The sequence below is a fragment of the Corallococcus exercitus genome (assembly GCF_003611585.1).
GTDB lineage: Bacteria > Myxococcota > Myxococcia > Myxococcales > Myxococcaceae > Corallococcus > Corallococcus exercitus.
Genome location: NZ_RAVW01000473.1, coordinates 1 through 7,057, shown reverse-complemented (window position 1 = coordinate 7,057; position 7,057 = coordinate 1). Strand labels below are relative to the sequence as shown.

Genomic DNA, 7,057 nt, shown 5'->3' with positions numbered 1-7,057 from the left:
GCGACGGACTTGGGGGCGGGCAGGGCGCGGCGATCCACCTTGCCGTTGGGCGTGAGGGGCAGGGCGCCCAGGCCGACGAAGGCCGCGGGCACCATGTACCCGGGGAGGCGCGAGCGCAGGTGTTCACGCAGCGCGTCCGCGTCCACGGAGGCGGGGACGACGTAGGCCACGAGGCGCTGTTCGCCGGGCACGTCCTCGCGCACGGCGACCACGGCCTCGCGGACCTCGAGGTGCGCGCGGAGCGCGGCCTCGATCTCGCCCGGCTCGATACGGAAGCCGCGCAGCTTCACCTGGTGGTCGATGCGGCCCAGGAACTCCAGCGTCCCATCCGCGAGCCAGCGCGCCCGGTCCCCCGTGCGGTACATCCGCGTGCCCGGCTCGTCACGGAACGCGTCCGGCACGAAGCGCTCGGCCGTCAGGTCCGACCGGCCCAGGTAGCCGCGCACCACGCCTTCACCGCCGATGAACAGCTCTCCAGGGACACCGACCGGCACCGGTTGCAGCCGAGCATCCAGGACGTAGAGCCCGGTGTTCGCCAGCGGCCGTCCCAGCGACACCGTCCCGGTCGTGGCCGCCTCGACGCGATGCATGGACGACCACACCGTGGTCTCGGTGGGGCCGTACATGTTGAGCAGGGTCGGGACGTGAGCCCACAACAGCGTGGCAAGGCCGCCCGGGAGCGCTTCTCCGCCCACGAGCAACTGCCGCAGCCCTCCCAGCGCATGCAGCGCGCGAGGCTCCTCCACGAGGGCGCGCGCGTAGGACGGCGTGCACTGGAAGTGGGTGACGGCGTGATGCTCCAGGGCCTCCGCGAGCGCGGCGGGCTCCAGGCCCGTCGGCGCGAGCACCACCTGGAAGCCACGCGTCCAGGACCAGAGCAACTCCAGCACGGAGATGTCGAAGGAGATGCTCGTCATCGCCAGCCACGTGCCGGGGCATGGCGAGACGTGCGCGTCCATCGCGCGGAAGAAGTTCATCACCGTCCGGTGCGGCACGCCCACGCCCTTGGGCCGCCCTGTCGAACCCGACGTGTAGAGCACGTACGCGAGCGTCCGCGCATCGCTCGCGGACCGCACGAAGTCCCCGCCCACGGAGGGGTCCACGTCGTCGAGGAAGAGCCTGCGCTCGGCCGGCACCGCGACCACGTCCTCCAGGCGCCGGGGACTCACGAGGACCTTCGCCCCGGAGTCCTCCCACATCGCCGCGAGCCGCTGCGCCGGGTACGCCGGATCCAGCGGCAGGTACGCCGCGCCCACCTCCAGGATGCCGAGCAGCCCCACGGCCAGCTCCGCCGTGCGGTCCACGCAAAGCCCCACGACGGACTCCGGCCCCACGCCACGCTGTCTCAGCGTGTGCGCCAGGGCCCGGGCCCGCGCGCGCAGCTCCCGGTACGTCAGCCGCGTCTCTCCAGCGACGAGCGCCACTGCGTCGGGAGTGCGCGCCACCTGCGCCGCGAAGCGCGCGGAGACGGAGGCGTCCGACGGGAACTCGATGTCGGGTCCGCGTGACAGCGCTCGCAGGTGTTCCGACTCCGAGGCGTCCAGCCACGGCAGCGCGTCCACGGTGCGCGAAGGATCCGCGACCGCGGCCTCCAGCAGCACGCGCAGGTGGCCAGCGAGGCGGGCCACGGTGTCCGCGTCGAAGAGGTTGGTGGCGTACTCCAGCCAGCCCTCGAAGCCCCGGACGGGCTCGGAGAGCGAGAGCGTCAGGTCGAACATCGCCGTGCCGGGGTGCACGTCCACCAGCCGCGACTGGAGGCCCGGCAGCACGGGGGCCCCCACCTGCGCGCCCTGGAGGATGAACATCACCTGGAAGAGGGGCGTGTGCCCGCGCTCGCGCGTGGGCTGGAGCGCCTCCACCAGCTTCTCGAAGGGCACGTCCTGGTGCGCATACGCGCCCATCGCCGTGGCGCGAACCCGGCCCAGCAGCTCACGGAAGGTGGGCGCACCGGACAGCCGCGTGCGCATCACCAGCGTGTTGACGAAGAAGCCCACCAGCCCCTGGAGCTCCGCGCGGCCCCGGCCCGCGATGGCCGTGCCCACGCTGACGTCGTCCTGTCCCGAGCGACGCGCGAGCACTGCCTGGAAGCCCGCGAGCAGCACCATGAAGGGCGTGACGCCCTCGCGCACCGCCAGCTTCCGCACCGCTTCGGACAACTGGGAGTCCAGCACCACCGGCACCCGGGCACCGGCAGTCCCACGCTCGGCGGGACGCGGCCGGTCCGTGGCCAGCTCCAGCAGCCGGGGCGCACCCGAGAGCTGCTTGCGCCAGTAGTCCAGCTGTGACGCCAGGGCGTCGCCGTCCAGCCACTCCCGCTGCCATTCCGCGTAGTCGGCGTACCCCAGCGGCAGCGCGGGCAACGGAGAAGGCCGGCCCTCGCGCAGCGCCGCGTAGAGGGCGGAAACCTCACGTACCAGCACCGCCATGGACGTGCCGTCCGACACGGCATGGTGCATGACGAGCACCAGCACGTGCGTGCGTTCATCCAGCGTCAGCAGCGTGGCGCGCACCAGCGGCCCCTGCGTGAGGTCGAACGGGCGGCGGGCTTCTTCATACGCGAGACGGGAGGCCTCGGCCTCGCGGGCTTCCGCGGGCAGGGCCGTCAGCGACACGCGCGCCAGTGGCAGCACCGCGTCCTTCGAAATCACCTGGAGGGGCCGTCCGTCCTGCGCCCCGAAGGAAGTCCTCAGCGCGTCATGGCGCGCCGCGAGCGCTGTCAGGCTGCCATCCAGCGCGGCCACGTCCAGCTCGCCTTCCAGGCGCACCGCCGCGGGCAGGTTGTACGCGACGTCACCCGGTGCGTACCGGTCCAGGAACCACAGCCGCGCCTGGGCGAAGGACACCGCCCGGGCCCCCTCGACGTCCCGGCGACGCAGCGTGCTCGAAGCAGGTCCCGTCGCCGCCCGAAGCGAATGCAGTTGCCGCGCGAGGGACGTGATGCTCGGGCCCTGGAGCAACCACTCCATCGGCACCGTCAGGCCCGTGCCCGTCCCGACCTCGTGCGCCAGCTCCACCGCGCCCAACGAGTCGAGCCCGTAGCGCGTGACCGGAGCCTCGACGTCGATCTCCTCACGGCGCATGCGCACGTGCCGGGCCACGATGTCGCGCAGCCACGCCACCAACGCTTCCGCGTCAGGCTTCGCGGCCAGGGCCACCGCATCCTGCCCGGGCACCGCCTCGCGTGCTCCGGAACCCACGCCTGACAGCCCGGATGCACCCGGGGCCTGCACGGCGGCGGACCCGGCGATGCCGGAAGCCATGCTGGAACCCGAGGGGAGGGGAGCTTCGGACGACGAACCCGGCCCACCGGGCAGCTCCTCACGCCACGCCATCACCTCCTGCAGCGTCCCGGTCAGGAACGCCGTACGGCACGCGTGCCGCTGCACCTTGCCGCTGGACGTCTTGGGCAGGCTGCCCGGCTCGATGAGCACCACCGCGTGCGCCTGCACCTCGTGCGACTCCGCCAGCCGCTGCCGGATGGCTCCCACCGCCGCGTCCGCCACCTCGAGCTGCTTCCGCAGGTCGCCCAGCCGACGGACATCCAGCTCCTGCACGACGACCGCGCGCTCCTCGCCCGCGACCTCCACCGCGAACACCGCGCCACCGCCGGGCCGCAGCGCCGGGTGCGCCGCCTCCACCGTCGCCTCCAGGTCCTGGGGGTAGTGGTTCCTGCCTCGCAGGATGATGAGGTCCTTGCGCCGCCCGGTGACGTAGAGCTCGCCATCCGGCCGCAGGAACCCCAGGTCACCCGTGCGCAGATACGGCCCGGAACCCTCACGGGCGATGCGCGCCTGGAACGTCTCGCGCGTCGCGTCCTCCCGGCCCCAATACCCCTGGGCGACACTCGGCCCCGACACCCAGACCTCGCCCACCTCACCGGACGCGCGCCGCTCCAGCGTCTCCGGATCCACGATGGCGATGCGCTGCTCCGCCAGCGTCCGGCCACACCCCACCAGCGTCCGTGCCCCCGGCTCCGCCGCGCCCACTTCGTCCGCGCGGTGCCGCTCCAGCGCTCCGCCCGAAATCGTCACCGACACCGGCGGGGCCGACTTCTCGCCTCCGGAGACGATGAGCGTCCCTTCCGCCAGGCCGTAGCACGGGTAGAACGCCTCGCGCCGGAAGCCGCTTGGACCGAACGCCTCCACGAAGCGCTCCAGCGTCTCCGGACGGATGGGCTCCGCGCCGCAGAACGCGACCTCCCACCGGCTCAAATCCAACGCCTGGCGCTGCTCCGGCGTGCTCTTGCGCACGCACAGGTCGAACGCGAAGTTCGGCCCGCCGCTGATGGTGCCCCCGAAGCGCGACACCGCCTCCAGCCACGCCATGGGCCGCTTGAGGAACGCCATCGGCGACATCAGCGCCACCGGGAACCCACCGTGCAGCGGCTCCAGGATGCCGCCGATGAGCCCCATGTCGTGGTACGGCGGCAGCCAGATGACGCCCACGCTGTCCGCTCGCGCCTGGAAGGCGCCGTGGATCAGCGACAGGTTGTGCAGCAGGTTCCCGTGCGTGAGCATCACGCCCTTGGGCGTGCCCGTGCTCCCGGACGTGTACTGGAGGAACGCGAGCGACTCCGCCCCCACGCCCTCGGGCGCCACCCAGTCCCGCTCGCCACCCTCCGGCAGCGCGTCCGTCGCCATCCAGTGCAGCGCGCGGAAGTCCGGCGCCTGCTCGAAGACGAAGTCCGACAGGTCCAGGATGCCGGACGTGGTGAGCACCACCGACGCTCTCGCGTCCTGGATGATGGCGCGCAGGCGGGGCAGGGTGCGCTCCAGCCGCATCGGATCCGGCGGATACGCGGGCACCGCCACCGCGCCCGCGTACAGACAGCCGAAGAACCCCGCGACGTAATCCAGCCCCGGCGGGTACAGCAGCAGCACGCGTTCGCCCACCGCGCCCCGCTCACGCAGCGCCGTCGCGATCCTCCGCGCGCGCACGTCCAGATCCGCCGCGCTCCAGACGGTCTCTTCGCCGTCGCTCTCTCCGAGGAAGGTATAGAGCGGCGCGTGGGCGGAAGGCCCTTGGACAAGCTTCAGCAGGAGGCCAGGAAGGATTCGCGAGAAGTCGGGCACGGGGGGGCCGTCCATGTGTCAAAAAACCGCCGACACTTAATAGCAGCCCTGGTGCTTTTTCCCGCAGGCACTCGTGGTGATGAATCCCTTGCGAAGGTCCCCGCCGCCAGCCCACTCGGCAAGCGGGAACCCGCCGGGAATCAGGCGCGGCCGAACAGGCCCTTCAACCACCCCATGAAACCTTTATGTCGTGACACGACCGCGACGTCCGCGGGTGCCTCCGCGAGGACCGGCGCGGACGCCGCCACGGGGTTGCGCGCCGCAGGAACCGCATTCCCCGGAGCCGCGACCGCGGGCACCGCTGCCGCCGCGGGCTCCTGCTGTGCGAGCCGAGCCTTCACCACCTCCGGCGTATCGCGGGTGGTGAACGTGCTGACCACCTCGCGCCCCGTGGTGCCCTCTCGCGCGGTCACCTTCAGCAGTGACTCGTTGTTCACCTCGAACGTCACCTGCACCTGCACCGCGCCGCGCGGCTTCTTCGGCAGGCCCGCGAGCCGCAGCGTGCCCAGGTACTCGTTGTCCTGCGCGCGCTCGGAGTCCCCCTGGAAGACGGTGAGCTCCAGCTCCGTCTGGTCGTCCCGGTGCGTGGAGAGCGTGTAGCTCTTGACCGCCGGCAGCGACACGTTGCGCTCCAGCACCGGCTTGAAGCGCCCACCCGGCAGCCCCACGCCAATGGCCATGGGCAGCACGTCGATGAGCACCACGCCTTCCAGCTGTCCCAGGCTGTGCGCCAGCAGCGCCGCGCCCAGCGCCACGGCCTCGTCCGGGTGCACGCCCTTGCTGGGCGGCCGCCCGAAGAACTTCGTGATCTTCTCGTGCACCAGCGGGAAGCGGCTCTGGCCACCGACGAGGATGACCTCGTCGATGTCCTGCGGCTTCAGCCCCTTGGCCTGGAGCACCTCATCGCAGACCTGGACCGTGCGGTCCACCAGCCCCTCCGTCAGGGCGATCAACTTCTGCCGCGTGAGCGTGACGTCCAGGTCGTACGGCTTGTTGTCGATCATCGTGATGAAGGCCACGTGCACGCGCATCTCGGAGCGCTCGGAGAGGGCGCACTTGGCCCGCTCCGCCGCGTCGTTGATGCGCTGCAGGGCCACCCGGTCCCCCTGGAAGGCGCGGCCCGTCTGCCGCTGGAACTCCTCCAGGAGGTACTCCACGATGGCGTTGTCGAAGTCGATGCCGCCCAGGAACGTGTCGCCGCCGGTCGAAATCACCTCGTAGACGGTGTCGTGCAGCTCCAGCACCGACGCGTCGAACGTGCCGCCGCCCAGGTCGTACACCAGCACGCGCTGGTTGAGCTTCTTGCCGTAGCCATAAGCCAGCGCCGCCGCCGTGGGCTCGTTGAGGATGCGCTCCACGTACAGCCCGGCGAGCTTGCCCGCCTCGCGCACCGCGTGCCGCTGGTTGTCGTTGTAGTAGGCGGGCACCGTGATGACCGCCCGGGAGATGGGCTGGCCCAGCTGGTTCTGCGCCACCTCGCGCACCTCCCGGAGGATCAGCGCGGAGATCTGCTGGAGCGAATAGATGCGGTCGCCCAGGCGCACCGCCGCCTCGCCGTTCTGGCCCGCGGCGATCTCGTAGTGGAAGCGGCCTTTGATCTGCCCCACGATGGGCGACGCGTAGGGCCGGCCCACCAGCCGCTTGGCGCCGTACACCGTCTGTCGCGGGTTGGTGAGCATCTGCCCCTTCGCGGGGTGGCCCACCACCAGCTTGCCGCGCTGGTTGAACGCGAGGATGGAGGGCACCGTGTTGTGGCCCTCGCGGCTGGGCAGCACCCCGGGCTTCGCGCCGCGCACGAACGCGGCGCACGAGTTCGTCGTCCCCAGGTCGATGCCAATCACGGGCCCCGTCCGGGGCGGCTCGTCGGTGTTCAGCCCCAGCCCGGCGTCCGTCACCATCTCCAGCGCGGGCGCGGCCGGGACCTCCATCCGGGGGACGGCGCCGGCTTCCGCGGCCATGGCCGGGGGCAGGGCAGGGGCCGCCAC

Annotated in this window: 2 protein-coding genes; both read right to left on the bottom strand. The window is 71.9% G+C overall.

Translation table 11 applies throughout. The annotated features are described in order from the left end of the window. The coding region (locus tag D7W79_RS36100; RefSeq protein ID WP_244222159.1) for a non-ribosomal peptide synthetase at window positions 1–5,087 on the bottom strand (5,087 nt) is incomplete at its 3' end. Window positions 5,088–5,212: 125 nt separating this feature from the next. Further along, on the bottom strand, window positions 5,213–7,057 hold a 1,845-nt coding region (locus D7W79_RS36095), incomplete at its 5' end, for an Hsp70 family protein (protein ID WP_120529839.1).